The sequence below is a fragment of the Legionella worsleiensis genome, assembly GCF_001467535.1.
GTDB lineage: Bacteria > Pseudomonadota > Gammaproteobacteria > Legionellales > Legionellaceae > Legionella > Legionella worsleiensis.
On record NZ_LNZC01000029.1, the window covers coordinates 625 to 5,019 of the forward strand.

Consider the following 4,395-nt stretch of genomic DNA (forward strand, 5'->3'; position numbering starts at 1 on the left):
CGAGTCAGCCAGTCATGAAACTCCTTATGGCCTTTAGGTGAATTTGAAAAAACCAAATGCCTATAATGGCCATTGATATCAATTGCTATATCAAATTTATCTTTAGCCACATCTACACCTACAAAATCATATTGAGTCATGCTAATCTCCAATAGCTTGTGAAAAACACTTAGGGTTATTTATCAATTGACCATGCTTGTGAATACAGGCTTACTTTCTGAAGGTGGCCTAAGATACTGTTCGGTCGATAGATAAGTGGGGAGAAGGTCCTACTCTACGCTACAGGCTTTATGCCTTGCCTTGATTCAAGATCTCTTCTCCCATCCCAAGTGCCCTTGAGATTAAGCTTTTTTGCTTACACATTAAAGATACAAGCCTTGATGCAGCGCTAGCGAAATCAAGGTTTTTTATATGCTGTGCTTTTTATTCTCCTATAATCCAGCCCGCATTGTGTTTTCATCATTATTTAAAGACAGAAAAACAACCAGAAATTGGGCTAACTCGGTGCATGAGCCTACGGAGAGATTTAGAGAGTAATTCCTTGATTTCGCTTACGCTGCATGAAGGCTAACTATTCTCACGGGACTATACCAAGAAGCTGCCTTCTCCTGCCTTTGGAAGAAGGTAGCTTAGTGTTTCATTATAAGATATTCTTGAGTTAGTTATACGCACTTTTTTCTTGCTGTGCGTACCCTTGAAGAAACTCTAATTTACACGTACATGGCATATAACATCATCCTCCGAAGATAAAAGCTCTTCAGCAAAACATTCTCTGCACAAAGCTTGAAAACGATCGTGCAACCGGTCTGGATCCAGGGCATCAACTAGTGATTGATAATACCCCTGATCCCTGGATTTAGCGCTGTATTTTATCTGTTCACTACTTAATTCCTCTTTTATCAGCTCAAACGCCACTTGATCATGTTCTTTGAGAAACTGTTTAAAGTCAGCCATTGAAATAAGAGTATTCCTTATTTCCTGAATGCGGTCTATCTCATCCCTAATCAATTGTTCATGAATGGATGGTTCATTATCGTTAGAGGATTGCGCAGGACTTAAAGTAATATTAAGTTCCGCAAGCTGGCGAAATACTTCGGGATCGGTCAAAACGTACTTGAGCAGTGTTTTGTATTTATGAAAAATAAATACTGGATGTCCAGCAAGCAATTTATAACGAGTATTGTCCTCAACAGTAAATGAATGACGCTTAAAACGTTCAAAGCTTTTAAATACATTTGCAATTTCTTCATCCATATAGTTCTTAAGATCAGCAACAATACGATCGCTATGCTGGAATAGATTCTCCAAACGCTCTATTTTGGACAAATCAAGGCCTGTTAACTCATCACCAGGCGTTGGCTGTTGAGCCGAATGAACGAATAACTCTCGTAAGCTCTCATAATTCTTAATAAATTGGTAAACTGCACGCTGGGCATTTTGTAAATAAAAGTCTATCTTTTGTGCATCTAATGGATGTTCATGAAAAGAATACTGATTTAAAAATTCGTTAGCCTGACTCAAAATACTGTTAAACAGATATTTAATTTTTTGTTTAATAATCAATTTGTCCAAAGGTTGGTTTTCACCAAGTTCATTAATAAAACGAATAAAATTATTAAGTTGATCAATGATGTTTTGATTTTCAGATAATTCGTTTGACATGTATTCCAATGCAGCATCAACGATTTTTAAAGGTACAATATTAAACAGCATATCCGTATCGACTAGTTCTCTGTCAATATCGGACAAAAGCTTACCAAAATTTATTAAAAAAAGTGATCTAAAGTCTGGCTGTTTTGTGGGCCAGTAAAACAAATGGGGTTCGTTTACATCTGGAAAATATTTTATGTTATGTTCATTGCAGGAAAACTTAACATCATCGATGTTTCTAAATTGATCATTAAACACATCAGCAGGCCTATATGCAGAGAGAATATTCGCTTTATTCCAATCAAAATCCACCGTAAAACCTTCTTTGGACATATTACCATTATGGCCGTCTCCTTCTTTGGAGATAAAGAGTGTAGTTAAACCTACGCCAAGTCCTTTAATGATGCGATAATTGATTAAATCTCTGGACGGTACTGTATATTGAACTCCATCTAATTCCAGTTCAATTTGTTCTCCCGCTTGACTCAGATCAATCTTACTTAATCTGGCAGCACGATCTAAACGTTCCATGTCTTTAATAGACCAATACATAGGATGCTCAATATCGCCCATTACAGCCATAGCCTGAAATTGAGGAAGAGCCTGATGCAAGAGATTGTACTCTGTTAAAAAATCATGCGGTCTTACCGCTTGAGCCTTCATATAAGCAATTCGTGCCTTCAACGCTTCGATCACCTTTGTAATAGACGAAGTGATTCGATTATCAAGAGCTTGAGTAAGTATTAATTGCATTTGATAATGAGACGGTATTGCCGCAAACCACGAAGAAAGAAAACGCAAAGAAGTATTATACTTTATTCCACTTATAGGGGCTTTAGAACTATAGTAATCAAGAATCGGTTTAATTAAGAGCCCCATGCTACGGGCAATAAATTCCTGATGTATTTCAGGGTTGTTTATTTTAAGATCAAGAATGTCAAGCGGATCGTCATAATTTGAACGAAAATCAGCGATTGCCTTTGAAGCCACGTGAGTTGTTTGGCCATCCTGATTATAATAGCCTCGAGTTTTTGGAACGTATTGAGGCGCAATAAAACGACAAATGGATGCACAATAAGCTTCAAGTTCCGCAAGACGTGGATTATCAACGTGGCTCTTTAAATAATATTGAGATCCTTGGGCTGATTCACCTTCCGCAGTATCTTTAGCTGCTAAAACCACTCTGTCTGTATCAGGAAGACTGGTTGAAGATACAGGCGTTAACTTCTCCAAACTTTTTGCCCTTGGCGCATGCCCCCTTAAAAATTTATCAGGATTTTGAAACATCTGCATGACTCCTTGTCAGAATAATATGTTATTTTAGGCTTACTTACGTGAGCGAACTTAACAGAAGTTAATTTAAAAGACAACCACGCATAAAAAAAAACAAATTGCTTCTAATTAAAATTAAGGACAACAGACTTAATGTGGAAAACGAAATTTGGGCACTGCATTTATACTTCATCTTCGGGCTTTCAGGTTTTTGAAAATCCGGGTTATCGTTGGTTAACTCTGGGAAGTAGTGCGTTACAAACGGTCATTAACAAACGAAAACCGTACAAACCAATTCTGCGTTATCTCCCCTCACTTAGCTTAATGACTCGTCACTATCCTGAAAATTGTTGCGTGTTAGGATTGGGTGGCGGTGGAATAGCCCATATGCTTTTCCACAACAACCCAAATCAACCCATAACGGCGGTAGAGTGTAGTGAAGAGATCATTCAAATCGCCAAGCAATTTTTTATGGTGCAACGATTAACTAACCTAAAAATAATTCATCAAAACGCAGAGGATTTCTTACAAGAGAAAAATTTTGAGTACAAGCATCTGATTGTTGATTTGTATGATGCTCATCATTTTCCCCAAGAATGTGCAACTGATGATTTTTTTAATTCATGCCGAAACAGCTTAAAAGAAGATGGTTTTCTAGCGGTTAATCTTGCAAATTATAAAGAGCAGTGGGCTCTTGTCCAAACGATTAAACAACACTTTACTGCCACAATCATTATCCCAGTAAAACACTGCGCTAATCTGATAGTTATAGCCTCCAGAAATTCCTCCAAAGAAATTCTTATGGACAGCATCGTGGCCACCAAAGAAATAAAAAAATTGGTCTGGACTCATTCATGGGGATTGGTTGGCGAATATTAAAACAGAGTAATCATTGAATAGATGGTGACTAGATGTAACTTTTTCGTAACTCCCCACGTAATCCCAAACGCAGCGAGGTATCTCCCTGCAGTGGCACACTCTCCAACATTTGGTCTGGACTCATTCATGGGATTTACCTGCACGGTATAATGTTCATATGTTGGTCTATTAAGAAATGCATTCAACTTACCTGGAGGACGCTCGACGTGAAAAACGTTTTAAAAACTGGTGCAGATAATGGAACATTAATTTGATTGAAGATCTTAATCACGGGTGGCGTGATCTGTATGAGGAAATGTGTTCTTAATCCAGATCTCTTGGATGCCTCGGACAAGCCGAGGCACGTAGGCAGGAGCAATTCGCATCCTGAGCACAGCGAAGGATCTCCCTGCAGTGTCACACTCTCCAACATTTGGTCTGGACTCATTCATGGGGATTTACCTGCACGGTATAATGTTCATATGTCGGTCTATTAAGAAATGCATTCAACTTACCAGGAGGACGCTCGACGTGAAAAACGTTTTAAAAACTGGTGCAGACAATGGAACATTAATTTGATTGAAGATCTTAATCACGGGTGGCGTGATCTGTATG

General features: G+C 38.3%; 2 protein-coding genes and 1 pseudogene. 2 read left to right on the forward strand and 1 reads right to left on the reverse strand.

Translation table 11 applies throughout. From position 1 onward, the window contains the following. Positions 1-705 precede the first annotated feature (705 nt). Positions 706-2,937 carry a hypothetical protein gene (locus tag Lwor_RS11340; protein WP_058494000.1) on the reverse strand — a complete coding sequence of 744 codons (2,232 nt, stop codon included), beginning with the start codon at positions 2,935-2,937 and terminating at the stop codon, positions 706-708. Positions 2,938-3,075: 138 nt separating this feature from the next. On the opposite strand from Lwor_RS11340, the gene Lwor_RS11345 reads away from it, so the two are divergent. Continuing rightward, entirely contained in the window at positions 3,076-3,801 is a 726-nt protein-coding gene (locus tag Lwor_RS11345; protein WP_058494001.1) for a spermidine synthase, read from the forward strand. Between the two features lie 443 nt (positions 3,802-4,244). Further along, a pseudogene (locus Lwor_RS14165) lies at positions 4,245-4,395 on the forward strand (GIY-YIG nuclease family protein); the annotation flags it as partial.

Excerpts from the sequence above, each read along its gene's own strand:
- Lwor_RS11340 (WP_058494000.1), bottom strand. The coding sequence starts at position 2,937 with ATGTTTCAAAATCCTGATAAATTTTTAAGGGGGCATGCGCCAAGGGCA.
- Lwor_RS11345 (WP_058494001.1), top strand. The coding sequence starts at position 3,076 with ATGTGGAAAACGAAATTTGGGCACTGCATTTATACTTCATCTTCGGGC.